The organism is Antrihabitans stalagmiti (assembly GCF_016482825.1).
Classification (GTDB): domain Bacteria; phylum Actinomycetota; class Actinomycetes; order Mycobacteriales; family Mycobacteriaceae; genus Antrihabitans; species Antrihabitans stalagmiti.
Genome location: NZ_JAEMNV010000001.1, coordinates 344,084 through 370,680, shown reverse-complemented (window position 1 = coordinate 370,680; position 26,597 = coordinate 344,084). Strand labels below are relative to the sequence as shown.

The following is a 26,597-nucleotide window of genomic DNA, read 5'->3' as shown; positions in this document are numbered from 1 at the left end:
GGCGACCGGGTCGGACGGACCCATTACCCTCGTCGGGTGACCGAATCCGACGACCGCCTTCTGCGCGACGATCGGCTTCGGCTGTTTTCGTTCACAACTGCCGAGAAACGTGCCGACTACCTGCAGGTTCTTCGGGCGTTCGACAAAGCCCGAGCCGGGTACGTCGTGCTGCTGCATGCGGGTGACGTCGCGGCACTGACCGCCAAGGACAGCGACAGTGCTGTGACGCTGACCGCAGCCGAGGTCGGGCCGCTGCTCGAACAGCTGCACTCCTGGGGGGTGCTCGAGCGGAGCTACGACGGAACCCGCGCCGCCAACCTCGCCGAGTATCGCAACCGCCACTACGTCTATCAGTTCGCGCAAACGGGTTACCAGGCGTTTCGTGCCATCGAGGATGTCCTGGCCGCGCGCATCGAGGACGCCGCGCTGTCTCGGCTGGTACTGCCGGAACTGCTTGCGGATCTGGACGATCTCGCCAAGGCGAACCGCGAAGCAGATGCCGACGCGGTGTACCGAAAACTGAGCCGGCTCGACGCCGCGCTGTCCGAACTGGCAACGCGAGCGGCGCACTTCTACCTCTCCCTCGGCGATTTGGTCAGAACTACCGAGGTGACACCCGAGTCGTTTCTTGCACACAAGGACGCGCTGCTGTCCCACATGCGCGAATTCAGCCTCGACCTCGCGCGCTACGCACCGAAGCTGGCAGCGGCCATCGAAGCGGTCGAAGCGACCGGCGTCGATCGGCTGTTCCAGCGCGCAGCCGAAAGTGACGAGCGAGTGTTGCTGACCGTTGCCGAGCGCCGAGACGACTGGCAGGCGCGGTGGGCGGGCCTGAGCAACTGGTTCGTCACCGCCGAATCGGAGCTCAGCGAATCCGACCGTCTCCGCGAGGGCACGATGAGCGCAATCGCAGCGGTCCTGGCACTGCTGCGTCGAGTCACCGAAAGCCGTAAAGGCGGGGTGAGCCGAGAGTCCGCGTTGCGCCACCTCGCCGGCTGGTTCGCCGCAGCACCGTCGGACGAGGCCGCGCACGCGCTCTTCGGCGCGGTCTACGGTCTCGGCCGACCACGGCACCTTGCGCTCGAACATCCAGACGCCGAGCTCGTCCCGGTCTCACAGTCGTGGTGGGACGCTCCCCCTGTCGAGATCTCCCGGACACTCGCCGAAACCGGACGGGCGCCGTCACCCGGCGCACCGGGGCGGATTCAGCGCAACGACGCGGGCATTCGTCGGCTCCGCGCCGCGCAGTTGGAAGCGCAGAGATCGCGCGCGGCTGCGGCCGCAGCACTCGCCGCAGGCGGTGTGCACGATCGAGTTCTGGACGAGGAAGAGACCGAGGTCCTCCTCGGATTGCTCAACGCCGCCCTCACCGCTCGGGTGCCGGTCAGCGGACGGACGCGACCGTCGACCGGCTCCGAACACGGCGTCAAGCTCACCCTGCGGCCGCACGAGCGCTCGACAGTCATTCGGACCGCTCGTGGGTTGCTTCATCTCGACGGCCTCGAAGTGACGGTGCGATGACCTCCGATCGTATACCGGCGCTCGCGCTCGACAACTACCAGCGCGCGGCTCGGGTAATCCTGTCCAATCACCTTGTCACACAGACATATCCGGACCGAATTGCCCTTCCACTGCTGCGCCGCTGGGCGACCGAGTTGCGCGAGGACCTACTCGACCTGTTCGGTTACCGACTCGAAGTGACCGAGACAACGGCACGCCTGTTTCCGATCATCGATCGGCTCGACCCGACCCAGCCTGCCCGCACCGCTACCGAGCGGATCTTCGACCGACGCCGCTACGCCTACCTGACCCTCGCGCTTGCCGCTCTCGGCCGCGCGGGAGATCAGATAACGTTGTCCGAGTTGGCCGATCACGTCGCGGCCGAGACAGCGCAGGTCGACGGCCTCGACCTCGCCACCGAACGTGCGACCGACCGCGATGCCTTCGTCGACGCCGTCGGGTGGCTCGCGACCCGAGGAGCGATCACGCTCGCCGACGGTGACGCAGGTGGGTGGGCGTCGGATCCCAGCGCAGGCGAGGCGTTGTACGACATCGACCGCACCGTGGTGCTTGCGCTGTTCCGTCCACCGCGCGCACTGCAGCAGTTGCACAGCATTTCGGGATTGTTGTCGGGCGCATCGATCGGTCTGGACGAACTCTCCGACGATTCCACTCCGGACCCGCTGGAAACGGCAAGGCGGACCCGCCGCGCACTCGTCGAACGTCCGGTCGTCTACTTCGCCGAGTTGGCAGCCGCCGAGGCCGGACTGCTCGTATCGAATCGACTCGTCGCGGAAGTGGAAGGACTGACCGGTCTTTCGGCCGAACGCCGAGCCGAGGGGGTCGCGCTGATCGACACGTCCGGCCGATTCTCCGACATCCGATTTCCGAGTACCGGAACCCTCGCGCAAGTTGGGCTTCTGCTTGCCGGCGAGCTTGCCGATCGGGTGCTCGATCCGGACCACCCGCCGCGCCTGATCGGCACACCGCCGGACCCCAGTGTTGCTCTCGCACACCAACTCGACACTGCGATACCGGACTCCGCCCTGATCGAGACGGCAGGCGTTCACGCTGTCCCGATAGAGCCGGACGCAGGCGCAGACCTGCCCTTCGTCGAAGACTCCTGGGTGGCGGCGACGATCGAGGGTCTGATCGAGCGATACGGCAAAACCTTTGCGGCACAATGGCAAGCAGACCATGTCGGGCTACTCGCCGGGGCCGTGGCGCTACTGGCTCGACTGCGGCTCGTAGTCGTCGTCGAGGGCGGGCTTCTCGCCCTACCCGCGCTTGCCCGCTATCGCGGCGTCGTCGTGAACGTCCGTACCCACCCTGAGCAATCGTTGTACACCACACCTATCGAGAGCGAGCACCCGTGACGCGGACAGCGAGATTCCGGCCGACACGGGCAGGCATCATCAATCTCTGGGACTACCGAGACCAGGAGTTCTCTTTCGCCGACGGACGTTTGGTACTGCGCGGACCCAACGGTTCGGGCAAGACCAAGGCCCTCGAGGTGCTCTTCCCGTTCGTCTTGGACGGCCGTATCGAACCTCGCCGACTCAATCCGTTCGCCGGCGAGGAACGGACCATGAAGTCGAACCTGTTGTACCGCAAGCAGGACTCGGCGCATTCGTATGTCTGGATGGAGTTCGCGCGTGGCGACAGTGCCGATCCAGAGGCTGTGACGGTCGGAATCGGCATGCGCGCAACCCGATCGAGTGACAAGGTCACCCGCTGGTACTTCGTCGCCGACGGCCGCGTCGGCGTCGACTTCTCGCTGCTCGGTCCGGACGATCGACCGCTCACTCGGCGCCAGCTCGCCGACGAATTGGGCACCGACGCCATCGTCGACCGTCCGGTGGACTACCGCGCGGCCATCGATGCCCGCCTGTTCGGGCTCGGCACGCAGCGCTACGACCAGCTGATCAACCTGATTCTCACGCTGCGTCGCCCGCAGTTGGCGAAAAATCTTGATCCGAAGGGACTCTCGCAGGCGTTGACCGACGGGCTGCGACCGCTCGACGAGAATCTGCTGCTCGACGCCGCACGTTCCTTCAGCGACATGGAGGAGGTCGGGCGTGCGCTGGAAGGTCTCGTGCAGGCCGACAACGCCGCCAAGAAGTTCGTCGGGGTCTACTCGAAGTACCTTGGCGTGCAAGCAAAGACCGATATCGAACAGGTCGCTCGCCGGTTGACCGCTGTCGAGCACGCCACAACAGCGTTGTTTGCCGCGAAGGCACTGCGGACACGGCGCGAGGACGAACGGGTTGCCGCCGATCACAGGCTGGACGCCGCAGACCGCGCTCTCGACCAGGCAACCGCGGACCGCGAAACTCTGATGCGATCGAGTGCCTACGAGGGTAAGCAGCAACTCGACGACCTTGCCGAGGCTGTGCGCAGGTTGGAACTGTCGACTCAGCAGCAATCGGCGAAGGCAACCAAGTCTCAGGAGGCGCTGGCTCAGCGCACACTCGACGTCGAACGCACCAGGTCCGGCGTCGCGGAGAATGCGGCGGCGTTGGCACGGTGTGAGAACGAATTGGCCAGTGCCGCAGACGATGCCGGTATTGCATGGACCGCACTGCCTGCGCACATGCGACCCGACCAGGTCACAGCTGCGGTTCGTGGGCATGCCGAACAACGCGACGGCGACATCCGGGCAGTGCGCATGTCGCTCGGCGTCGTCGACCGAACGCTCGCCGAGCGGGGACGCGCAGAACGCGCGGCGACTGCCGCCCGTGAGCTGGTCGAACGCTCTTCGCGCGAGGTCGCCGCAGCGGAATCGGCCGTCGAGGCCGCTCGCGTCCACAGCTCGGCGGCGTTGCGCGAGTGGTGGTTTCAATACTCCGACGGGTACGGTCCGCTTGCCGAACGGCTGTTCACGGTCCTCGACGCGGCACTTGCCGAGGTCGGCGGTGACGACGCGGAATCTCTTTCCGAGGTGTTGGCTCGCGAGACGGAGCACCTTGTCGACGCTGCACGCGATCGTCGGCAAGGTGCACGCCAGTTGGCCGACGAGGCGACCGAACAGGTTCGAGCGCTGACGGCGACGCGGGCGGAGGTCGCTGCCGAACACGACGATGCGCCTGCACCATTCGCTGCCCGCACCGCGCCGCGTGACACCTCCAGCGGTGGGCCGCTGTGGCAGCTCGTTCGTTTTGCCGAGAACGTCGATGCGGCCGCTGCCGCGGGAATCGAAGCCGCGTTGCATGCGGCAAATCTGTTGGACGGCTGGATCGCTGCGGACGTGCCCTCCGATTCGGTCTCCGATCAGTTTCTCGTGGCACTACCCGAGGCGGCGCGTCCGACGGGCCGCACGCTCGCCGACGTCCTCGTCGCTGAAGAGAACTCCCCTGTCGCAGCACATCTGGTGACCGATGTGCTCGCGTCGATCGCGGTGGACGATCAGCTCAAGGCAGCCGAGGCTGTCGTCGTCGACACCAACGGCCACTACCGTCAGGGCGTCCAACTCGGTCGGCACACGAAGCCGGAGGCCGAATACATCGGCGCGACGGCCCGAGCGCGACGCCGAGTCGCCAGAATCGCCGAACTCGACGCGGCGATCGCCCTAGCGGAGGACCGCGTGGCGACCGCTCGATCAGACGAGGCAGCGGCAGTCGCGAACTCGAATCACATAAGCACTGCCGCAAAGGCTTTGCCGCGTGCGAATGCCCTGTTGGCGGCAATGCGCAAGGTAACCGAACTGGCGGGTGCGTTGCGGTCCCGCACCGAGGCCGCGACAGCAGCCGATCGCGAACTCGATCATGCGGTCGCCGAATACTCCGTTGCCGAAAAGCGGCTTCGCGCCGCCGCTGTCGAACACCGAGCGCCACATACGATTCGGGACCTCGACGCTCTTGCGGCGGCGGTTCGCCATTTCGAGAACAGTGGCGCGACCCTACTACGCAGGCGGAGCGAGTACGACCGTGAAGCCGAGCGGCAGCTGGAGGCGCAGCACCGCCTCGACGAAGCCCGCAGTGTCGCAGAGGAATTTGCAGAAGAGAGTGCGATTGCGCAGGACAGCTACGAGCAGCAGCACAACAAGCTCGACAAACTGCGCGACGCGCTCGGAGCGAGTTCGCAACAGATCGACAGCGAACTCGAAGCGGCGCGCGACCGCATCGAAGCTGCACGAGCAGAACAGCGGGCCGCGCGGAAAGCCGATCGCGAAGCGGGCGAGGCGGTCGGCCAGGCTGAGGGTGCGTATCGGAGTGCCACGGAAGCGATCCGAAGCGCACTGACCGAGACACATGCCGATGCCCGGAAGCTGGAACCGTACGCACAGCGTGACATCGCTGCGCTCCTCGGTGCGTCGAGCGACTCCAACTGGCCTGCGAGCGACGCCGCGTGGGCCACCGTCGAGCAGCTGCTCTACCGAATCGATTCGGCTCCCGGCCCTGACACGGAGGTCGGCGTGCTTCCACCCGAAGTGCACGTGTTGTTCGAAAGCCTCAGTGCCGCAACCGCTGATGTTCGGGTGAGCGACGCAGCACGAAAGTCCACCCGCAGTGCGGTGACCACGGCATTGCAGGAGTTCGACGCCCAGCTCAGTGCGTCCGGGCAACACTTCCGTCTCAACTGGGACGCTGCGGACGGGCTCACCGTCGTGCGTGTGCACGACGACCAGGGCATGTCGTCGATCGCGGACTTTGCAGTCCGGATCGATCAGGCTCGGCAGGAGCAGGAGCTGCTGCTCACCGATGCCGAACGTCGCATTCTCGAGGACGCTCTACTGACCGGGCTCGCACAGCAGATTCACGAACGCACCATGGACGCACGGGATCTCATCGCTCAGATGGGCTCGGAGATGAAGCAGCGCAGAATGTCGTCCGGCAACACGATCGGCGTGCACTGGGTGCTTGCCGACTCTCTCGACGACACTGCTCGTGCGGTCTCGAAGTTGCTCGACAGTGATTCCGCGACGCTGAGCTCCGACGAATTGGCCCGCATCCGAGCACATTTCGCGGCGAACATTCGTACCGCACGCGCCGCTCATCCGGAACGGTCCTATCCCGAGATTCTTGCTGCGACCTTGGACTACCGACAGTGGCGCGTCTTCTCGTTCACCTTGCTTTCCGGCGACGGCACCGAGGAGCGTTTGACGGTGGCGCGACACAGCGCGCTGTCCGGTGGCGAGCAGTCGGTGTCGCTGCATCTGCCACTGTTCGCGGCAGCGCACGTCATGTTGTCGTCCGCGGACCCGCACTCGCCGCGGCTGCTCGCGTTGGACGAGGCGTTCGCAGGCGTCGACGACAACGGCCGTAGCGAACTGCTCGGTCTCAGTGTGCAATTCGATCTCGATCTCTTTATGACCGGCTACGACCTGTGGATCACCTACGCCGATGTCCCCGGCTGTGCGCACTACGATCTCGCCCATTCGACAGCGGAGAACACCGTGAGTGCAGCGCTGTTGGTGTGGGACAACGGCGAACTGCTGGCCGAGCACGATGGTTCCGATCTCGCCGAGGCCCTGGGCTCACCGCTGCGTCGCCGTGTCCCGACGCCGGCTGTCGGTGGCTTGGAGTTCGCCTGAGTTCCCTGAGTTCTCCTCTGCCGGCCGAAGTTCGGTCGAAGAGAATCCGACGTTTCGTCCTTTGTGTCAGAATCGAGTGTAGGGTCTGGCCTGAGGAGCTTGGATGGCCGCAGAATTTCCACAACAGCTTTCCGGGCTGAACTACCTCACCGAGGGCGGCCAGGAAACCGAGATCATGTACAAGTACGGGTACGAACTCCCGGAATTTGCCATGTTCCCTTTGCTGGACAACCCGCAGGCAATGACCGAACTCCGCGGAATGTACAGCCGATATCTCGAGACCGCGGCCCGTCACAAGTTCGGCGTTGTGATGGGTGGCCTCGATTACCGCGCGAGTCCGGACTGGGCCTCGCTGCTCGGGTATTCCGCCGACTCGCTCGCCGACATGCAGTTGCGGTCGATCGAGTTCCTCCGCGAAGTAGCCCAGCCCTTCCGGGAGCAGATCCCCGCACTCTTGTTCGCCGGCATCGTGGGTCCCCGCGGGGACGCGTACAAGGTCAACCGGGCTATCACCGCGGACGACGCCGAGGATTACCACAGCACCCAGCTCGCCAACCTGGCCTCGGCCGGCGTCGATCTGGTCGAAGCCATGACCTTCAACGATGTGCCCGAGGTAGTCGGGTTGGCCCGCGCAGCAGCGGTTGTCGGGTTGCCACTGTCGGTCTCGTTCACCCTCGACAACAGCACACGTCGGCTCGCGTCCGGGTTGAGCTTGAAAGAGGCGATCGAAGCGATCGATGCGCAGACCGGTGCGGCTCGGCCCACCTTCTACGGCGTCAACTGCTCACACCCCTTGGAGTTCATCCCGGCGATCGAGCCAGGCCCGTGGTTCGAGCGAGTGCGTTGCCTGCGACCCAATGCGGCGATGATGGACAAGATTTCGCTCTGCACCCTCGGTCGCCTGGAGTCGGGTGACCCCGTCGAGCTCGGTGAGCTTATGGGCGACCTGGCTCGGAAGTACCCGCACATCGACATGTGGGGTGGCTGTTGCGGGACGTGGGACACACACCTGGACGAGATCGCGAAGAACGTCCACACGGCAAGGAAGGCCGAGACCGGCTAGCTGCTCTCAGCGCAGCGCAACCCCGAGCAAAGCGTCGACCGCGTCGGCGATCAGACCGGGAGCAGCAGCGTCGCCGCCACCGTAGGTCAACGCCTGATGCGCCCAACCATCAATGGCGTCAAGCGCTTTCGGGGTGTCCAGGTCGTCGGCGAGATGCTGACGCAGCCGGGCGACGGTATCGGTGGCGGACGGACCCGCCTCGAGCGCAACCGCGTCCTGCCAGAGCTTCACCCGAGTGTGTGCGTCGGCCAGTACCTCGTCGGTCCACGGTCGGTCCTGGCGGTAGTGCCCGGACAGCAGGCCGAGCCGAATTGCGCGTGGATCTACTTGCTGGCAGCGAAGTTTCGACACGAACACCAGGTTGCCCTTGCTCTTCGACATCTTCTCGCCGTCGAGTCCGATCATGCCGGTGTGCACGTAGTGCCGCGCGAAACGACGTTCCGGCACAATAGCTTCCGCGTGTGCAGCCGAGAATTCGTGGTGGGGGAAGATCAGATCACTGCCACCACCCTGCACGTCGAATCCGGCACCGATCCGATTGAGCGCGATCGCCGAACATTCGATGTGCCAACCGGGGCGGCCTTGGCCGAACGGCGACGGCCACGACGGCTCGCCCGGACGTACGGCCCGCCATACCAGCGCGTCCAACGGATCACGCTTGCCTGGTCGGTCCGGGTCGCCACCTCGCTCGGCGAACAGCCGATCCATCGTTTCGCGGTCGTAGCCGGATTCGTAGCCGAACTGCTCGGTCGCATCGGCACGGAAGTACACGTCGGGGAACTCTGCGTCGTCGACCACGTACGCGGCGCCGGAGGCAACCAACTTCTCGACGAACGCGACCACTTCGTTGACCGATTCGACGGCACCGACGTAGTCCCGCGGCGGGAGCACACGCAACGCTTCCATGTCTTCGCGGAAGAGGGCGGTCTCGCGCATACCGAGGACCATCCAGTCTTCGCCGTCGCGGGCAGCGCGTTCGAACAGTGGATCGTCGACGTCGGTGACGTTCTGCACGTAGTGCACGTCGTGGCCGGCATCTCGCCAGACCCGGTTGATGAGGTCGAACGTCAGGTACGTGGCGGCGTGGCCGAGGTGCGTCGCGTCGTACGGTGTGATGCCGCAGACGTACATCGTGGCCGTCGGCCCGACTGTGACCGGTCGCACCCGCTGGTCGGAGGTGTCGTACAACCGCAGGGGTGGGCCTTCGCCCGGAACGGAAGGGACGGCGACATCGGACCAAGACTGCATAGAAAGCAGCGTAGTGGAGGCCTGGTAGTCAGAATGCGGGCCATGGGATCGGGCGCTGCGACGACGGTCTCGGCATCACCGGACGTTCGATCAGCCGCGTCACCCTGGTGGCGAGTGCTTCGATCTCCTCATCGGTGACATGCTCTGCCAATTCGTCGGCGACCGCACCCGGAAGCCGCGTCGAGAAGTCGACGACATCGGCAATCAACGCGTCGTCGATGGCCTCGCCTGCCCAACCCCAGAGCACGGTTCGAAGTTTGTTGTCCTGGTGCATGCAGATTCCGTGGTCGACGCCGTACACCTCGCCGTCGAGGCCTTCCAATGCGTGGCCGCCTTTGCGGTCCGCGTTGTTGATCAGCACGTCGAGAACGGCCATACGATGCAGACGCGGGTCGTCAGCATGAATGAGCGCGACATCGTCGCCGTCGCCGTCGATCGCCCGCAGGACCTGCCGGAACCCCGACGGCACCGCATCGGGCGGTACTAGGTCGACGATGTCGACGCGGGTGCCCTCGTCGGTGCGACTGTCGACGGTATCGATCCAGCGCTGCACCATGCCGGGGCCGAACGGTCCGTCGCGCAGGATGGTTTCCGGGATCACGCCCCAGCCGAGCGCCGCGGACACCAGGTAGGACGCCACCTCGCGACCGGCAAGAGTTCCGTCCGGGAAGTCCCACAGCGGTCGCTCACCGCGGACCGGTTTGTAGACGCAGCGAACAAGTCCACCGTCTACCTCGGCCTCACAGACCAAGGTGACGTTGCTGGCCGAAAGTATGCGCCCGACCAGTTTCAGCTCGCCCGATCTCATGGAGTCGACGGCCGAGTCGTCAGGACTCTTCACCGAACTCGGGTCCGTTGCCGAAGATCTCGCCGCGGCGGTAGCCATTTGTCCGAACGCACATGTGCCCGTCCGGCGACAGCGGTACGCCGCACAGCGGGCACGGCGGACGTCCTGCCGCGATGACCTTCTCCGACCGCAGCGCGAATTGGCGCGCTTGGATCGGCGTCAAGAACACGCGAACCGCGTCCGGACCTTCTTCGGCGTCGTCCAGGACGACGGATTCGTCGAATTCGGCTTCGGTGACGGCGAGCAGTTCGACAACCACCGCACCCGCGTCGGCGTCCCAGCCGAGACCCATCGTCCCGACTCGAAATTCGGCGTCGACAGGCATGACAAGCGGGCTGGTGTCGCCCAATTCGGTGTCTTCGGGAGGAAGTTCGGTGCCGAACCGCCGATGCACCTCTTCGAGCAGCAGACCCATTCGGTCGGCGAGCACCTGAACCTGTTGCTTCTCCAGCGAGACACTCACTATGCGAGCGTCGTGGACCGCTTGGAGGTAGAACGTCCGATCCCCTGGCTCGCCGACTGTTCCGGCGATAAAGCGATCGGGGGTGCGAAATACATGGATTGCGCGTGCCACTTGCACCTCCTGAACCCGGTCGGACGAAACGAAACTACTTGCCCTCTGCTCCATTATCCGCATCGGCAACGCTACCGACCTCGCCGCCGGGCACAGACGTCGCCGCAGCGGGTTGAGCAGCTTTTGTCGCGAGCGCACTGAGGTCGGTCCCGGTGTCGTTGATTCGCCACACGTACGGCGAGGTCGGCAGGTAGCGGACGACACTGATCGACGCAGGCTCGGCGACGATGCGCTGGAACCCGTCCAAATGTATCCCGAGTGCGTCCGCCAGCACGGACTTGATGACGTCACCGTGTGTGCAGGCGACCCAAAGGACGTCGTGACCATGGTGTTCTGCCAACCGCGAATCGTGGTGACGAATCGCGGAAACAGCGCGCTGCTGCACCTCCGCGAGACCTTCACCACCCGGGAATACGGCACCAGAGGCATGGCGCTGAACCACTTTCCACAGCGGTTCCTTCAACAGTTCGCTCAGCACGCGGCCGGTCCACTCGCCGTAGTCGACCTCGGCGAGACGTTCTTCGACCACGGGGGTGAGGTCCAGTTTCGCTGCCAGCGGACCGACTGTTTGCTCACACCGCAACAGCGGCGAGCGGACGATCTCCTCGATCGGCAGGCTCCCGAGCCGGTCGACGAGTGCCGTGGCCTGCTCACGTCCGCGGTCGGCGAGCTCGATTCCGGGTGAGCGACCGGCAAGGGTGTGGGCGAGGTTCGAGGTCGATACCCCGTGCCGGAGCAAGATCACGGTCATTCCGCAAGCCTAGGGCGCTCCGCGCCTCGTGAGTCTTTTGGGAGGTGCGGCCCTCCGAAAAGACTCACGAGCGGCGTAGCCGCCTACGTCGCCGAAACGACTCCGGTGGCAAGCAATGCGAGGACGCCGACACCGAGGATGATGCGGTAGCCGACGAACCAGTACAGCGAATGATTCACGACGAACTTGAGTAACCACGCGATCGACGCATAGCCGAGGACGAACGCAACGACGGTTGCGACGAGCAGCTGGGCACCGCTCGCGTTGAGTCCCTCACCGGCAGGCTCGAACGCGTCCGGCAGGCTGAACAAGCCCGACGCCGTCACGGCGGGGATCGCAAGCAGGAACGAGAAGCGGACGGCGGCTTCACGCGAGAGGCCGAGAAACAGACCCGCACTCGACGTCGCCCCCGACCTCGATACGCCTGGCACGAGCGCAAGACACTGCGCGAAACCCATAGCCAGACCGTCGCGGGTCGTCAGCTTTTCGATCGGGCGTTCTTTCTTACCGAAGTGCTCGGCGGCGGCGATCACGAGCGCGAACACGATGAGCATCGTTGCGATCAGCCACAGGTTGCGTGCCCCGGTGCGGATCTGATCTTTGAACAGGAACCCGAGCACGCCGATCGGGATGGTCGCGATGATGACGTACCAGCCCATGCGGTAGTCGAGATCGCGATGTTCCTCGTTGAGTAGTCCCCGGAACCACGCCATCACGATGCGGCCGATGTCCTTGGCGAAGTAGACGAGTACCGCCAACTCCGTGCCGAGCTGCGTGACGGCTGTGAAGGACGCGCCTGCGTCGTCGCCGAAGAAGACCTCCGACACGATGCGCAGATGACCCGAGGACGAGATCGGGAGAAACTCGGTGAGACCTTGGACGATGCCGAGGATGATGGCCTGTACCCAGGTCATCGATTCGCCGATCAACGGCCGACTCGTTTGTCCGATAAATCCTGCACGACCCAATTACCCCTGCTAAGCACACGTTTCACGCCCGCGACCCTACCCGGCGCCGACCTTCGTTCGCGTTGTGACATTGCTCGGTTGCTGCGCTGATGTCCGGTATGGCCGACTACGCTGGCGCGGTGATCAAGCAGCGAACTGTCGGCAACAGCGGACTTCGGGTATCGCGAATCGGACTCGGAACCCTCACGTGGGGCCGGGAAACCGATGGTGACGAGGCTGCGGCCCAGCTATCGGCATTCGCGGAGGCGGGGGGCAATTTCGTCGATACCTCGCCTGCCTACACGAACGGCACCGCGCAGCGGATTCTCGCCGAGCTGCTCGGCGACGTGGTCCCCCGCGACCAACTTGTCATCGGCGGCAGTTCCGGCATCGACGTCTCCAGCGAGGGCATCCATCGGATCGATTCCTCACGCCGCATCCTGCTACGCCAGCTCGACAGCACCCTTGCCGAGCTGGGTACCGATCACCTCGACATCTGGCACATGGCCGCATGGGACGACCAGACCCCGATCGACGAGGTCGCCGCAACGCTCGACTACGCCGTGACGTCGGGACGCACACGCTATGTCGGCGTCACCGGTTTCGCCGGCTGGCAGCTCGCGACCCTGGCCGGAGCCGTGTCGACCACGCTGATCTCGGCCCAGAACTCGTACTCGCTGCTCGACCGCTCGGCGGAATACGAACTCGTGCCGAGTGCGCGCCACCACGGTGCAGGCTTGTTCGCGCAGGCACCACTCGCCGGCGGCATCCTGACGGGCAAGTATCGGTCGGGCACCCCGGCGGATTCGCGCGGTGCCGACGAGCAGCGCAGCGACGACATTCATGAACTCCTGACCGACCGAGCGAGCCGGGTCGTCGAATCCGTCGTCACAGCCGCCGACGGCTTGGGAACGTCACCCCTCGCAGTCGCACTCGCGTGGGTCCGCGATCGGCCTGGAGTGTGTACGGCCGTCGTCGGCGCCCGCGACAGCGCGCAGTTGACCGGCGTACTCGCTGCGGAGGAACTCGAACTCCCCCGCGCGATCGCAGCAGCGCTGGACGACGTCAGCGCATAGGGACGCGGCTGCTCGTTTAAGACTGCGTTCATAGTCTGGCTGCACCATCGTCGGTTGCGAGACCGTAGTTTGGTTTCGTACGCGCACGATCGCACCGCAGCACGATTGCACCGCAGACGAAAGGTCAGGTATGAGCCGCCAATTCCGGGTGAAGAGCTACCGAATGATTCTCGGCAGCATCGGGTTGGCCTCGGCTGTACTGCTCACGGGCTGCACGACGAACAGCCCGGCGGGCTCGTCCGACCTCTCGGGCGCGACCACGGCGAAACTTGCGACACTCGACCCGGAGCCGATCGCGACCGCACCGGTATCGAACCTTCCCGTGACCGTCCGCAGTTTCGACGGCACCGACGTGACCATCACCGACACCAGCAGGATTGTCGCCGCCGACCGCTACGGCACGCTTGCCCAGACCGTGTACGCGCTCGGTCTGGGTGACCGGCTGGTCGGTCGAAGTACTGCGGCGGCGTTCCCTGCGGTCGAGGACGTCCCCAACGTGACGCCGGCGGGCAACTCGCTTGCGACGGAAGCGATTCTCGCCCTTCGCCCGACACTGTTCCTGTCCGACACCACAATCGGACCCGACGCGGTTCGCGACCAGCTACGTGCGGCGGGAGTGCCTGTCGTGCTGTTCGATCCGACTCGCACCCTCGACGGCGTCGCGCCGCAGATCGAAGCTGTCGCCGCGGCACTCGGCGTTCCGGAACAGGGTAGGGCGCTCGCCGAGCGAAGCAGCAAAGAGATCGCGGACGCGACCAAAGCTGTTGCAGCGCCGAACCCACCGCTCAAGATCGCGTTTCTCTATCTGCGTAGTACGGCGCTCACGATGCTCGCCGGAAAAGGCTCAGGGGCCGACTCGCTCATCGAAGCGCTCGGCGCGGTCGACGCCGGTACAGCCTCGGGCATAACGCAGGCGTTCGTACCGGTCACCAGCGAGGCCCTGATCGCAGCCGCGCCCGACGTGTTTCTCCTCATGACCGACGGACTCGAATCGATCGGCGGCCCTGACGGACTCGAAAAGATTCCCGGTGTCGCCCAGACCCCCGCTGGGCGCAACAAGCGGGTCGTCGACATGCAGGACAGCGTGCTGCTGAGTTTCGGTCCGAACACGGGCCACGTAGTTGCTGCACTCGCCGACGCGATCTATCCGCCGAAGTCCTGATGGCGACGAAGTTCCGGCTGCGCGACAGAGCGCCCAAAACCGCGCAACCCCCCAAGGTCTCGCTCAGCAGAACCACGGCAACGATCGTCGGCCTCACTGTCCTGGTGCTGGTCCTCGCGTTGGTCTCGGCCTGCCTCGGCCAGGTTCCGACGACAGTGGCAGAGGTCCTCGGCAGCATCGCGCACCGCATGCATCTGGACCTTGGACCGATGCCCGCACATCCGGCCGGCGAAGTGACGCTGTGGGAGGTCCGCTTTCCGCGGGTTGTGTTGGCGATACTGGTCGGTGGATCACTCGGCTGTGCAGGCGCTTTGCTGCAGGGCGTCTTCGCCAATCCGCTCGCCGAACCTGGCGTGATCGGCGTATCGGCGGGCGCCGCGGTGGGTGCGAGCACCGTGATCGTCGTCGGTGGCGCGTTTGCCGCGGGCTGGGCCGTTGCAGCGGCCGCCTTCGCGGCCGGACTCGCGACGACCGCTCTCGTCTATCTATTGGCAAGGTCGGAAGGTCGCACCGAGGTCGTGACGCTGATTCTGACGGGCATCGCGATCAACGCGTTCGCCGGTGGTGTCATTGCCTTCCTCACCTTCGTCGCGACACCCGCTGCCCGCGATCAAGTGGTTTTCTGGCAGTTGGGCAGCCTCAACGGCGCGACGTGGGAAGCGGTTGTGATCGTCGGCCCGATGGCCCTGGTCGGCATCGTTGCCGCGACCATAATCTCCCCCCGCATCGACCTACTTGCTCTCGGCGAGACCGCGGCACGCAACCTCGGCGTCGACGTCGAACGACTACGCCAGGTCGCGATCGTCATCGTAGCCATCCTCGCCGCATCCAGCGTCGCCTTCACCGGCATCATCCTTTTCGTCGGGCTGGTCGTGCCGCACCTGGTGAGAATGCTTGTCGGACCGGCACATCGGGTGCTGATCCCGGTCAGCACACTCGGCGGCGCGATCGTTCTGCTTGCCGCCGACATCGGCGCACGGACCCTCGTCGACAACGCCGACCTACCGCTCGGAATGCTGACCTCTCTCGTCGGCGGACCGTTCTTCTTCTGGTTGCTGCGTAGAACCCGAGCCCAGCAGGGTGGGTGGGCGTGATGGCGTCACGGTTCGTCCGACTCAAAGGTGTTCTTGTCGCGCAGATCGACGTCCCAACGGCGACCGCTCCGGGCGGTGTGACATTGCGCGCGGTCGGCGTCGCCGTCGACCGCCGCGACCGGCGCGTGCTGACCGACATCGATTTCGACGTTGTCGCAGGCGAAGTCGTCGCGCTGGTCGGACCGAACGGTGCGGGTAAGTCGACGCTGTTGGCTGCCCTCGCGGGCGAGCAAGCGACCGCATCCGGTCACGTCGAGTTGGACGGTAGGCCGTTGTCGTCGTGGACGCCGGTCGAGATGGCCCAGCGTCGTGCGGTGCTACCGCAGAGCCACACGATCGGCTTTGCGTTCACCTCGAAACAGGTTGTGGCCATGGGCAGATCACCGTGGAGTCGAACTCTCTTGCGCGACGAGGACGACCTTCGCGTGGAGGAAGCACTCGCCATCTGCGACGTCGGCCATCTCGCCGACCGACCCTTTCTCGCGTTGTCGGGAGGCGAGCGTGCACGCGTCGCGTTGGCACGTGTGCTTGCCCAACGAACCGGCACACTGCTGCTCGACGAACCGACCGCCGCGCTCGACCTCTCCCACCAGGAGACGGTGATGCGTCTTGCCCGAGAGCGAGCCGCGACCGGCGTCGCCGTCGTCGTCGTCCTGCACGATCTCGGGTTGGCGGCGGCCTACGCCGACCGCGTCGCAGTACTGGAGCAGGGCCGGATGGTCGCCGACGGGCCACCCCGCAAAGTTCTTACCTCGGAACTGCTTACGAGGGTCTACGACCACCCAGTGGAAGTGCTTGCGCATCCGGAGACGGGCGCGCAGTTGGTGTTGCCTCGCCGTTGACCTTGTGGTGCAACGAGATTCGCCCGTACCAGCACCACTTGCCCAGCATCTTCATCACCGCGGGAACGAGCAGCATCCGAATGATGGTCGCGTCGAGCAGAAGTGCGGCGATCATGCCGATTGCAAGGCATTTCATCAGCACGAGGTCCGACATGGCGAAGGCACCCGTGACGACGATCAAGATCGACGCGGCGGCTGTGATCACACCACCCGTCCGCGCGATGCCGTAACGGATTGCCTCCTCTGTGTCGGCGCCGTGGTCGTGCGCTTCGACCATGCGGGACATCAGGAACACCTCGTAGTCCGTCGACAGACCGAATACGACCGTGACGATCACGATGAGAACCGCGAACATGATCGGACCTGGTGTGAAGTTGAGCAGCGACGAGAAGTGACCGTCGACGAAGACCCACGTCAACAGTCCCAGCGTCGCACCGAGGCTCAGCGCGCTGATCACAATTGCCTTGATTGCCAACACGATCGAGCGAAATGCCAGATACATCAGCAGCAGCGATGCCGCGACCAGAATGGCGACAAGCCAGGGCAGCCGCTTGATCAAACCTCGAATGCTGTCGTATTCCAGCGCGGGGATACCGGCGACGAGTACCTGGACGCCGTCCGGCTCCGGTAGCGCTCGGATTCTGTCGATCACGACGTCGGCATCGATCTTGTTCACCAGGCCGGCCTCGAGAACGTTGACGCCGTCCTTCGTCGCGGCTGTCGGCTCGAAACGTCCAGTCAGACCGGGTATGTCGCTCGCCTGCGCACGGATCTCTCCGAGTTGGGTGTTGTCGGCACCGAGCACGACCAGACGCAGCGGTTCGGTCCGGAACTGCGGGAACATTCGGTCGAAGTCTTGTTGCGCCACCCTCGCGGGATCGCTCGGCGACAGGTAACGCTCACTGAGACCGCCGAATTCCATCCCGCCGAACGGAACTATCAACGCGGCGAGTCCGATGATGATCGGGAAGACGATGAGTTTGGGCCGTCGCATCGCCCACGTCGCAAGTCGAGACCAGAAGCCGGCGTCGATCTGCTCGGGAGTTCTGGTCTGCGAGAAACGCTTCCAGCTGAGCAGGTCGATCCGCTTCCCGAGGATGCCGAGCACGGCGGGCAGCACGGAGATCGACAGGCCTGCCGCGAGCACGACCGAGCTGATTGCGCCGTACGGGACCGATTTGAGGACGCCGTGTGGATAGATCAGCAGACCACCGAGGCAGACGACGATGATCGACGCCGAAAATACGACGGTCCGGCCCGCACTTGCCACAGTGCGGGCGACGGCGTCCTCGATCGATCTGCCCTGGGCGACTTCCTCTCGAAATCTGCTCACGACGAATAGTCCGTAGTCGATCGCAAGACCGAGACTGACCAACGTGACGACTGCCGTAGCGAAGGCATTGACGTCGATCACGTTGGTGATCAGCCGCATCAAACCTTGAGAGCCGATGATGGTCATCCCACCGATCAGCACCGGAAGCAGCGCTGCAACCACGCCGCCGAACACGAAGTACAGCAACAGAGCAACCAACGGCAGCGCAATGATCTCGGCACGTCGAATGTCTTGCTGCATACCCTCGTTCAGCGCGTCTACCACCGGTTGGACGCCGGCCAACTGCAACGTGAGCCCGTCGATGGGCAGGTCACCCTTGATCGCGTTGTAGTCCTCGAGCGTGACCGATCCTTCGCGGCGAAGTCCGATACTGGCGAATGCGTGCTTCCCGGAATCGTCCTTGAGTTTCTGGATGCCGGTGTCCCAGTAGCTGTCGATCTTCAGAATCAGCGCAGATTCGTCGCGAAGCAGCCGTTCGAAGTGCTCGCGGGCGCGCGCCCGAATCTCGGGGTCGTCGACCGTCTTGCCTTCGGGCGCCGTGTAGAGCGCGATGACGTCGCCGTCGGTTTCCCGGCCAAAGGTCGCGTCGGCGATCTTGGAGCCCTTGACCGACTCGCTGGTGTCGTCGAACCAGCCCTCCTGGCTCAATCGTTTCGACAGGTCGAGGCCGTAGATGCCCGATACGGACACGAGGATCACGAACACCGCGATGACGCCGTAGCGGGCGCGATAGACGAAACGTCCCCAGGCTAGGAACACGCAGACTCACATCGCGCACCGAGAAACGGCGAGGGCGCTACGCGCCTCGTGAGTCTTTTCGGTGGGCCCGCCCTCCGAAAAGACTCACGAGCGGCGGAGCCGCCTCGGTCGTCAGCCACAGGCTTGGGTGCGATAGTTCGCCTGGCGCAGAATGCCGCACAGGTCGTCTCGCGAGATCTTCCACCGTCCGTCACTCGCGACGAAGTGCACGACAGCGGTTTTCAGGTCGGTGCCGCGACCGTCCTTGTCGAGCTGGAACGTCGCGGTGAGTGTGCCGTCGTGATTGTCGAAGACTGGATCGACGACCTTGAATCGGGCGTTCGGATTTTCGTCGATCGCCCTGTACAGATCCGGGATAGCACTCCGGAACGCTTCACCGTCCTCGATCAGCGCGATACGTTCGTCGTCGGAGATGGTTCGGCTCAGCGCGCCGATGAGCAGGGCGTCGAGGTCGGCAGCGGACGGCACCTTCGGATACGCGACGCTCGTCGGAGATGCGGACCGATTGTTCGAATACGACGACGCGTCGACGACATCGCTACCGCAACCTGCGGCCGCGACCAGCAGAGCCCCGCAGATGCCGGCGACTGCCACGGTGAGTGCTCGTGGGCGCTTACGTTGCGATGGTGTCGTCCTCGTCACAAGTTCAACTGTACTGGGCTGGCCCGTGTCTCTCATTCTTCGAGACCCGGGGCCAGAGCTCGATGGTCGCTTCGCAAGCTACGCGACTAAATGGAGTCGATTACCGAGCTGATCCGACTCAGGAACGCACGGACCGTTGTCGACTCGCTCGCGACCTCTCGTTCCACCGGTTCCGCCGTGTGGACGAGGTCGCGCACGAGAGCGACGATGCTGCGTTCGTCGTTCAGGTCGATGTCGGTGATCGACGCTTCGGCGAGCGCTGCGACATCTTCCTGATTGGGCACGGTGTGATCGAGGTCCTCGCGGTACACCTCGACGTGGATGGTTCGCCTGATCACGCGAAATGCGTACGGGCGTCCGTCGCCGCTGGTTCCGAAACCGTGCGCGTAGGCACCGACGCTGATGTCTTCGACTGTGAACTCGGGTGTCGCTTTGGTATCCAATGGAACTCCGACCATCTCACCCATGTGACCGCTTCGACCGCCGACCACGTTAACCCCATTCCGTGTGCCCGTGTGCGACTTCGCAATCACCCCGCAACACCCACGGTCTCGTTTGTCGTGGCGACGTGATCAGATATGGGCACTACCGAAACGGTGGCGTCGTCTAGGAGGTATGGGTGCGTTTGCGGAAGCGATACCGGCTCGGCGTTCCGTTGGTCGTGGCATCGGTGCTGCTCACGGGCTGTTCTTCGGATTCCGAACGCGACGATCCCCAAACCATCGAACCTGCGACGGCCGCTGTGTCACCCACCGTTTCTGCCGTACCGGCCGGTCTGGTCGAGCTCGCAGGCACGTCGATTTCCGCCATGACACTCGATTCCGATACCGGAATTGTTGCTGCACTCACATCCGATGCCGGCTTGCTATTGATCGATTCGCGCTCCCCCGGTGCGACGCCACGGCCCGTCGATGTCGACAGCGGGGTCACCGTCGCCGCCGGGCGGCCAGGCGAGGTACTGGTACCCGGTGCCGGACACGTTGACCGGGTCGATGTGCGGTCAGGCGCTGTCACCACCGTGCCTGTCGACGGCGATGCGCTGTCGGCACAGGTGCTACCCGATGGCCGCCTCGCCGTCGGAACCGCTTCCGGCGCAGTGCAATTGATCGGACCGGACGCAGGCTCCACGGAGACCATCGACGGGTTGAGCTCCGCAGACGCGCTCGCTACGGTCGACGGCGCGCTCGCCGCGCTCGACAAGCGTCAGACTTCATTGACCGAACTCGATCTCGACGGTGGAAAGCTCGGACTCGCATTACGCGCCGGTGAAGGCGCGACAAATCTTGCGACCGATCACTACGGACGTATTCTAGTGACCGACACCACCGGCGGTGAGCTGCTCGTCTTCACCGCGGACTCGTTGGTCCTGCGGCAGCGGTATCCCGTTGGCACGTCGCCCTATGCGGTCACCTACGACAATCGTGCGGACATTGCGTGGGTGACGCTGACGGCAACCAACGAGGTCGTCGGGTACAACCTGGCGAGCGGGTCGCCTGTCGAGGTTGCGCGCTGGGCGACCGTGCGCCAGCCGAACTCGGTGGTCGTCGACAGCACAACCGGTGAGCTGCTGGTCGGCTCGGCAACCGGAGACGGTCTGCAACGAATCGGAGGTCGCACGTGACGATCCGCGCCGCAATGCCCGCAAGCTGGGAAGCCGCCATCAACGACGCGGCTGCCGGCGACGACTACGAATACATTCCGCTGCGCCTTCCGCCCGACGTCAGCCGCGTGACCGCGTCCATGCGGCTCGCCATCCAGGCAGAGTTCGGTGGTTGGGAACTCTCGCGCGTACGGCTGTATCACGACGGCAGCAGGCGCGTTCTGCTCAAGCGGCGACGGACGTGGACGGCACCGGACGCGAACGACGTTTCGACACTGCAAACCGGGACCTGAGGCATGTACGGCATTTTGCTGCGTTTGATGTTCCTGATCCCTCCCGAGCGGATCCACCACCTCGTTTTCGCCTTGATGCGCCTGACCGCGCGCGTCCCACCGCTGCGCGCCGCGCTGGCCAAGATCCTGGTGGTCGACGATCCGGTTCTGCGGACCAGCGCATTCGGGCTCGACTTCCGCGCACCTCTCGGTCTCGCTGCGGGTTTCGACAAGGACGCGGCGGGCGTCGACGCGTGGGATCCGCTCGGCTTCGGCTTCGCCGAGATCGGCACGGTCACCGCGCAGCCGCAACCAGGCAACCCGTCACCACGCCTTTTCCGGCTGCCCGAGGACCACGCGCTCATCAACCGCATGGGATTCAACAATCACGGTGCGGGCAACGCCGCCAACAACTTGCGGCGCCGCCGGACCGGCATTCCGATCGGCGCGAACATCGGCAAGACCAAAGTTGTGGCAGCCGAGGAGGCAGCGGCCGACTACACGGCCAGCGCGCTGCTGCTCGGCCCGCTGTCCGACTTCGTCGTCGTCAATGTCAGCTCACCGAACACCCCCGGCCTGCGCGACCTCCAGGCCGTCGAGTCGCTGCGCCCTCTGCTCACCGCGGTGCTCGACACCGTCGCGGTACCGGTTTTGGTGAAAATCGCGCCGGACCTGTCCGACGACGACGTCGATGCCGTCGCTGATCTTGCGGTCGAACTCGGACTCGCGGGCATCGTCGCAACGAACACGACGATCAGCCGCGAAGGCCTGCGGACCGACCCCGACCTCGTCGCCGAAATGGGCGCGGGCGGCCTGTCGGGCGCTCCTGTCGCCGAACGGTCGCTCGAGGTGCTGCGTCGCCTGCATGCGCGCGTCGGTGGGCAACTGACGATCGTGTCGGTCGGCGGCATCGAGACCGTCGACCAGGCCTGGGAGCGGATCCTTGCCGGCGCGACGCTGTTGCAGGGCTACACCGGGTTCATCTACGGCGGGTTGTTCTGGACCCGCAAGATTCACCGCGGTCTCGCGCGAAAGGTCCGCGAGGCCGGTTATGCAAACATCGCCGAGGCGGTCGGCGCCGAGATCGTGAGCTGACCCCGGCGCATCCGCGTTCTACCCTTTTTCCTCGTACGTACCGACGATGTAGGCCCGCGCGATGGCGTGGACGAACAGGTTGAAGCCGAGGTAGCCCGGCATCGAGTCCGCGGTGACGTCCAACTCTTCGACGTCGACGGCATGGACTGCGATGAAGTACCTGTGCGGGCCGTGTCCGGCGGGCGGAGCAGCACCGACGTAGCGGTTCAGTCCAGCGTCCGACCGCAGCGTCACGGCGCCCTGCGGGAGGCCGAGCGTCGCGTCTGTGCCCGATCCCTTCAGCAACGATGTGGTCGACGCCGGGATGTTCGCGACCACCCAGTGCCAGAAGCCGGACGCGGTCGGCGCATCGGGGTCGTACACCGTGACGGCGAAGCTCTTCGTCTGCTCGGGAAATCCGCTCCACGACAGTTGCGGCGAGAGGTCGCGGCCACCTGCGCCGAGAATGCCGCTGACCTGGTCGTTACCGAGCGGCTCGCCGTCGGCGACGTCGCTCGAGGTGAGGGTGAACGTCGGAAGTTTCGGCAGTGCGTCGTACGGGTTGTACGTCATGTGCAGTTCCTTTCGTGGTTACTCGATCGGTGGTGGTCAGGAGTGTCGGTTCAGGAGCCGTGGGTCAGGAATTCAGGAGGAAGTGTCCGAGCACGCGAGTGCCGAATTTCACGGCGTCGACAGGTACCCGCTCGTCGACTCCGTGAAACAGCGCTGCGAAGTCCAATTCTGGCGGCAACCGCAGCGGCGCGAATCCGAAGCAGCGAATGCCCAAGCGCGCGAATGCCTTTGCGTCGGTCCCGCCGGACAGCATGTACGGAACGACACGGCCGTGCGGATCGTGCGCGAGGATCGCGTCGTTCATCACATCGACGAGATGGCCGTCGAACGTGGTTTCGTACGAATCCAGTTTGGTGATCCAGGAACGTTCGACGTCGGGCCCGATGAGTTCGTCGACCTCTCGCTCGAACTCCGCCTGCCGACCGGGGACGACACGGCAATCCACAACCGCCTCGGCAGTTTGCGGAATCACGTTGGCTTTGTAGCCGGCCTTGAGCATCGTCGGGTTGGCTGTGTCGCGAAGTGTCGCTCCCAGGATGCGGGAGATCGTGCCCAGCTTCTGCAGCGTGCCGTCCAGGTCCGGGGATGCGGGGTCGAAGTCGAGTCCCGTCTCCTCCCCCACAGCCTGCAGGAATTCGGCTACCGAGTCGGCGATCACGAGCGGGAACGTGTGGGTGCCCAGCCGCGCGACCGCTTTGGCGAGAATCGTGACGGCGTTGTCCTCGTGGAGGAAGGATCCGTGGCCTGCTCGTGCCTTCGCGGTCAACCGCATCCAACCGAGCCCCTTTTCGGCCGTCTCGACGAGGTACAGCCGCCGCTCGCTACCGTCCGGCCGTGGCACGGTCAACGAAAAACCACCAACCTCGCCGACCGCCTCGGTGATTCCCTCGAACAGATCCGGCCGATGTTCGACCAACCAATGCGATCCATACGTTCCGCCCGCCTCCTCGTCGGCGAGGAACGCGAACACCAGATCCCGAGGCGGAACCGTGCCCTCGGCCTTGAACTGACGCGCGAGAGCGATGGCCATGCCGACCATGTCCTTCATGTCGACCGCGCCCCGACCCCAGATGTAGCCGTCTTCGACGGCACCGGAGAACGGGTGCACACTCCAGTCCGCGGGTTCGGCGGGAACCACGTCGATATGCGTATGCACGAGCAATGCGCCGCGGTCGGTCTCCCGACCGGCAAGGCGCGCAAAGACATTGCCGCGCCCCGGTGCACCGGATTCGACGTATTCGGTCTCGTAACCAACTTCCTGGAGCATGCTCGCCACCCACTCGGCACACTCGCGCTCGCCCTTGGTCGTCTCCAGTTCACCCGTGTTCGAGGTGTCGAACTGAATCAAACGACTGACGATGTCGACGACCTCACCCACTGCGGCATCGTGCTCGGTATCGGACGCTGTTCGGGCGGGGAAATCTTGTGAGGTCGACACCGTCCCTTACTACCACCGCACAACCTCTGATGTGGGAAAGCAGGGGCGATTTTGGCCCTGCCGACAAATCGGATAACCTAGCTCAGCGCGCACAGCGTGAAGGTAAGTCCGAGTGGCGGAATGGCAGACGCGCTAGCTTGAGGTGCTAGTGTCCTATTAACGGACGTGGGGGTTCAAGTCCCCCCTCGGACACAGTCCAACGAAACCCCGCAGCAATGGCTGCGGGGTTCTTGCTTTGGTAGGGATGGTTGCGACCGAGCGCCTCGACCTTTTCGGATCTGCGACGGGCGCCACCTTCTACCCTCGGTCCCGCGACATCGATAGAGGTCCGCTATGCCGCGTGACGCCTGAACCGGCCTCTGGGATGCCCTGACCGCCGTCCGTTCTCTCGCGACTTTCGACCCGGGTCCCCACATGGTCGCGTTGATCGCCGACTGGCGCGCAAAACGCCGGCAGTGGGGCAGGTACACCGTCCTGCTGGACTGAGCCCCCAGATAGACCCTTCCGTGTGGCTCCCCAGCCACCGATCATGTTGCGATACAGCCCATTTCACGCCCCGTGCGACGACTACGCGCTCCACGCGGAAGCGTGTCGGCGCCAACCGCAGAAGCATCTGCTGGATCGTGTCGTGACGTAGACGTAGCGTGAGCACTCCAGCGATGCGAACATTCATTGTGCACGTGCCCGAAAAGTCCGGTCTCGAAAGAAGCGAGGTCCCTGGTGAGCGAACTTCTCAGCACCATAAACGGCTACATCTGGAGCAATGCACTGGTTTATCTGTGCCTGGCTGCCGGCGTCTATTTTTCCGTCAGGTCACGGTTCGTTCAGGTCCGCCAAGTACCGGAAATGATCCGTCTGATGCTGAAGGGCGAGAAATCGCCGTCGGGAGTGTCGTCTTTTCAGGCACTCACAATGTCGCTGGCCGGACGCGTCGGCACGGGCAATATTGCCGGTGTAGCGACCGCGATCGCATTCGGCGGACCGGGCGCGTTGTTCTGGATGTGGGTGGTCGCCTTTTTGGGAGCGTCGACATCCTATGTGGAATGCACGCTGGGGCAGATCTACAAGATTCGCGACGCACTCACCGGCGAATACCGCGGGGGGCCCGCTTATTACTTGAGCCGTGCATGGTCTCACACCGCCGCGGCCCCCGCGTTCAAGGTGTACGGGTACATCTTCGCCTTTGTCACTATTCTTGCCTGCGGTCTGCTTCTCCCAAGTGTGCAGTCGAACTCGATGGCCCTGGCGATGAACAACGCCTGGGGCGTTTCCACGTGGTGGGTCGCGATCTGCACGGTGATCGTGCTCGCGTTCATCATCATCGGCGGCGTGAAGCGCATCGCTACCTTCGCCTCGATCGTGGTGCCGTTTATGGCCATCATCTACATCGTGCTCGCGTTGATCATCGTGGCCATGAACGCCAGTGAGGTTCCCGGCATGATCAGTACGATCTTCGCCAGCGCGCTCGGAATCGATTCCGCATTCGGTGCCATCATCGGTTCGGCGGTTATGTGGGGTGTCAAGCGCGGCATCTACTCCAATGAGGCGGGCCAGGGGACCGGTCCGCATGCTGCTGCGGCTGCGGAGGTATCGCACCCCGCAAAGCAGGGCCTGGTGCAGGCATTCGCGGTATATATCGACACCCTGTTCATCTGCACCGCCACCGGGTTCCTGATCCTGTCGACAGGCGCTTACCGGGTGTACGAGGGCGAGAGCGCAGATGGCCGGGTGATCGCCGAAGGAGGCATCCTGCCGGCTGACGTGGCAGTCGGGCCGACCTTCGTCCAGACCGGATTCGATACCTTGTGGAGCGGGGCTGGTTCGTCGTTCGTGGCAATATCGCTGCTCTTCTTCTGCCTGACGACGCTGATCGCCTACTACTACATGGCCGAAACCAACCTGCGGTTCGTCCTCGGTAAGCATTCGCCGGTGAACGTCAGGTTCATCGGTGGAACCGTTGGATCCAACGCGACTCTGCTACTTCAGGCACTCGTGCTGGTGTCGGTCGCGATCGGCGCGGTCTCGACGGCCAGCGAGGCCTGGACGCTCGGAGACATCGGCGTTGGCCTGATGGCTTGGCTGAACATCATCGGCATCATCATCCTGCAGCAGCCCGCGTACAAAGCACTCCGCGACTACGAGAAGCAGAAGAAGGATGGCGTCGACCCGATCTTCGATCCCGTAGCCCTCGGCATACCCAATGCGACATTCTGGGAGACCCGGGATCCGCTCACCGGGAAGGAACGGGATCTCCGCGTCGACGCGTGAG

General features: G+C 64.6%; 22 protein-coding genes and 1 tRNA gene. 13 read left to right on the top strand and 10 right to left on the bottom strand.

Translation table 11 applies throughout. The annotated features are described in order from the left end of the window. Nucleotides 1-36 precede the first annotated feature (36 nt). The 4 genes from JGU71_RS01760 (at nt 37) to JGU71_RS01745 (ending at nt 8,096) form a co-directional block, all read left to right on the top strand. Entirely contained in the window at nt 37-1,521 is a 1,485-nt protein-coding gene (locus JGU71_RS01760) for a TIGR02677 family protein (RefSeq protein ID WP_307829451.1), read from the top strand. Then, the gene (locus JGU71_RS01755; protein WP_199701364.1) at nt 1,518-2,876 is read left to right on the top strand and encodes a TIGR02678 family protein; all 1,359 of its coding nucleotides are present in this window, start codon (nt 1,518-1,520) and stop codon (nt 2,874-2,876) included. The genes JGU71_RS01760 and JGU71_RS01755 overlap by 4 nt, the downstream gene beginning before the upstream one ends. Next, the gene (locus tag JGU71_RS01750; RefSeq protein ID WP_199701362.1) at nt 2,873-7,033 is read left to right on the top strand and encodes a TIGR02680 family protein; all 4,161 of its coding nucleotides are present in this window, start codon (nt 2,873-2,875) and stop codon (nt 7,031-7,033) included. Before JGU71_RS01755 ends, JGU71_RS01750 begins: the two co-directional genes overlap by 4 nt. A gap of 103 nt (nt 7,034-7,136) precedes the next feature. Continuing rightward, nucleotides 7,137-8,096 carry a homocysteine S-methyltransferase family protein gene (locus tag JGU71_RS01745; RefSeq protein WP_199701358.1) on the top strand — a complete coding sequence of 320 codons (960 nt, stop codon included), beginning with the start codon at nt 7,137-7,139 and terminating at the stop codon, nt 8,094-8,096. A 6-nt stretch (nt 8,097-8,102) separates the two neighbouring features. Here the strand turns inward: JGU71_RS01745 and mshC are convergent, their stop codons facing one another. The 5 genes from mshC to JGU71_RS01720 all read right to left on the bottom strand — a co-directional run bounded on the left by mshC (nt 8,103) and on the right by JGU71_RS01720 (nt 12,442). Then, the gene (gene mshC, locus JGU71_RS01740; RefSeq protein WP_199701356.1) at nt 8,103-9,344 is read right to left on the bottom strand and encodes a cysteine--1-D-myo-inosityl 2-amino-2-deoxy-alpha-D-glucopyranoside ligase; all 1,242 of its coding nucleotides are present in this window, start codon (nt 9,342-9,344) and stop codon (nt 8,103-8,105) included. Between the two features lie 28 nt (nt 9,345-9,372). Continuing rightward, entirely contained in the window at nt 9,373-10,152 is a 780-nt protein-coding gene (locus JGU71_RS01735; protein WP_233528689.1) for an SCO1664 family protein, read from the bottom strand. 19 nt (nt 10,153-10,171) lie between these two features. Continuing rightward, complete coding sequence (locus tag JGU71_RS01730; protein ID WP_199701352.1) at nt 10,172-10,765, bottom strand: DUF3090 domain-containing protein; 594 nt, start codon at nt 10,763-10,765, stop codon at nt 10,172-10,174. A 34-nt stretch (nt 10,766-10,799) separates the two neighbouring features. Continuing rightward, a complete protein-coding gene (locus JGU71_RS01725; RefSeq protein WP_199701349.1) occupies nt 10,800-11,516 on the bottom strand; it encodes a histidine phosphatase family protein in 717 nt (238 codons plus the stop codon). Between the two features lie 83 nt (nt 11,517-11,599). Then, entirely contained in the window at nt 11,600-12,442 is an 843-nt protein-coding gene (locus tag JGU71_RS01720; RefSeq protein WP_199702778.1) for an undecaprenyl-diphosphate phosphatase, read from the bottom strand. Nucleotides 12,443-12,606: 164 nt separating this feature from the next. On the opposite strand from JGU71_RS01720, the gene JGU71_RS01715 reads away from it, so the two are divergent. From JGU71_RS01715 to JGU71_RS01700, 4 genes are all read left to right on the top strand, one after another. Next, nucleotides 12,607-13,539, top strand: a complete 933-nt coding sequence (locus tag JGU71_RS01715; RefSeq protein ID WP_199702776.1) for an aldo/keto reductase — start codon at nt 12,607-12,609, stop codon at nt 13,537-13,539. A 130-nt stretch (nt 13,540-13,669) separates the two neighbouring features. Continuing rightward, nucleotides 13,670-14,701: a heme/hemin ABC transporter substrate-binding protein gene (locus JGU71_RS01710; protein WP_199701348.1), complete on the top strand. Its 1,032-nt coding sequence runs from the start codon at nt 13,670-13,672 to the stop codon at nt 14,699-14,701. After that, the gene (locus tag JGU71_RS01705) at nt 14,701-15,795 is read left to right on the top strand and encodes a FecCD family ABC transporter permease (protein ID WP_199701340.1); all 1,095 of its coding nucleotides are present in this window, start codon (nt 14,701-14,703) and stop codon (nt 15,793-15,795) included. The genes JGU71_RS01710 and JGU71_RS01705 overlap by 1 nt, the downstream gene beginning before the upstream one ends. Further along, nucleotides 15,795-16,637, top strand: coding sequence for a heme ABC transporter ATP-binding protein (locus JGU71_RS01700; protein ID WP_199701336.1), 843 nt, complete (start codon nt 15,795-15,797; stop codon nt 16,635-16,637). Before JGU71_RS01705 ends, JGU71_RS01700 begins: the two co-directional genes overlap by 1 nt. Here the strand turns inward: JGU71_RS01700 and JGU71_RS01695 are convergent. The 3 genes from JGU71_RS01695 to JGU71_RS01685 all read right to left on the bottom strand — a co-directional run bounded on the left by JGU71_RS01695 (nt 16,558) and on the right by JGU71_RS01685 (nt 19,838). Beyond that, nucleotides 16,558-18,729, bottom strand: a complete 2,172-nt coding sequence (locus JGU71_RS01695; RefSeq protein ID WP_199701334.1) for an MMPL family transporter — start codon at nt 18,727-18,729, stop codon at nt 16,558-16,560. The two genes, JGU71_RS01700 and JGU71_RS01695, sit on opposite strands and share 80 nt — an antisense overlap. A gap of 111 nt (nt 18,730-18,840) precedes the next feature. Continuing rightward, entirely contained in the window at nt 18,841-19,371 is a 531-nt protein-coding gene (locus JGU71_RS01690) for a WKL family lipoprotein (protein ID WP_199701332.1), read from the bottom strand. Between the two features lie 86 nt (nt 19,372-19,457). Further along, nucleotides 19,458-19,838 (bottom strand): hypothetical protein, encoded by a 381-nt coding sequence (locus JGU71_RS01685; RefSeq protein WP_233528563.1) that lies wholly within the window; start codon nt 19,836-19,838, stop codon nt 19,458-19,460. A gap of 152 nt (nt 19,839-19,990) precedes the next feature. Here JGU71_RS01685 and JGU71_RS01680 point away from each other — a divergent pair, with 152 nt between their 5' ends. The 3 genes from JGU71_RS01680 to JGU71_RS01670 are packed head-to-tail and all read left to right on the top strand — an operon-like array spanning nt 19,991 to nt 22,338. Beyond that, nucleotides 19,991-20,992 (top strand): NHL repeat-containing protein, encoded by a 1,002-nt coding sequence (locus JGU71_RS01680; protein ID WP_199701330.1) that lies wholly within the window; start codon nt 19,991-19,993, stop codon nt 20,990-20,992. Between the two features lie 14 nt (nt 20,993-21,006). Continuing rightward, complete coding sequence (locus JGU71_RS01675; RefSeq protein ID WP_199702772.1) at nt 21,007-21,264, top strand: DUF5703 family protein; 258 nt, start codon at nt 21,007-21,009, stop codon at nt 21,262-21,264. Nucleotides 21,265-21,267: 3 nt separating this feature from the next. After that, nucleotides 21,268-22,338 (top strand): quinone-dependent dihydroorotate dehydrogenase, encoded by a 1,071-nt coding sequence (locus JGU71_RS01670; RefSeq protein WP_199701328.1) that lies wholly within the window; start codon nt 21,268-21,270, stop codon nt 22,336-22,338. Between the two features lie 18 nt (nt 22,339-22,356). Here JGU71_RS01670 and JGU71_RS01665 read toward each other — a convergent pair whose 3' ends face one another. Both JGU71_RS01665 and JGU71_RS01660 read right to left on the bottom strand, forming a co-directional pair. Continuing rightward, entirely contained in the window at nt 22,357-22,890 is a 534-nt protein-coding gene (locus tag JGU71_RS01665) for a YbhB/YbcL family Raf kinase inhibitor-like protein (RefSeq protein WP_199701327.1), read from the bottom strand. Between the two features lie 64 nt (nt 22,891-22,954). Continuing rightward, a complete protein-coding gene (locus JGU71_RS01660) occupies nt 22,955-24,328 on the bottom strand; it encodes a M20/M25/M40 family metallo-hydrolase (RefSeq protein ID WP_199701325.1) in 1,374 nt (457 codons plus the stop codon). Nucleotides 24,329-24,434: 106 nt separating this feature from the next. Between JGU71_RS01660 and JGU71_RS01655 the strand changes: the two genes are divergently transcribed. Next, nucleotides 24,435-24,520 (top strand) — tRNA-Leu (locus JGU71_RS01655). Nucleotides 24,521-25,048: 528 nt separating this feature from the next. Further along, nucleotides 25,049-26,596: an alanine/glycine:cation symporter family protein gene (locus tag JGU71_RS01650; RefSeq protein ID WP_199701324.1), complete on the top strand. Its 1,548-nt coding sequence runs from the start codon at nt 25,049-25,051 to the stop codon at nt 26,594-26,596. The last annotated feature ends 1 nt before the right edge of the window (nt 26,597 follow it).